This window comes from Photorhabdus viridis (genome assembly GCF_040256935.1).
Taxonomy (GTDB): Bacteria; Pseudomonadota; Gammaproteobacteria; order Enterobacterales; family Enterobacteriaceae; genus Photorhabdus; species Photorhabdus viridis.
The window spans coordinates 1-226 of record NZ_JBEJZY010000461.1 but is presented as its reverse complement, the minus strand read 5'-3'; the positions used below and the strand labels follow the sequence as shown (position 1 = coordinate 226).

The 226-nt window shown below is 49.1% G+C and carries 1 protein-coding gene; it reads right to left on the bottom strand.

The annotated features are described in order from the left end of the window. Nucleotides 1-226 (bottom strand): Rpn family recombination-promoting nuclease/putative transposase (locus tag ABR397_RS24150; protein WP_350307893.1); only part of this gene is annotated, 226 nt, incomplete at both ends.

Genomic DNA, 226 nt, shown 5'->3' with positions numbered 1-226 from the left:
TCCAGGGATACGGCTGTATTTTCCCGTGATAAAACAACACCGGAATGACCAGCGGCAATTTTTCATGTCCCTGCTCCAGATGCCGTTGCATGGCTGAAATCCCGTAACGTAATAACCGAAATGCCATCATTTTGTCCGGGGAACTCTGGTGCTCGATCACGCAATACACGTAACCGTCACCCTGCGCCGTTTTCAATGAATACAAAATGTCGGAATAATGCGCCCG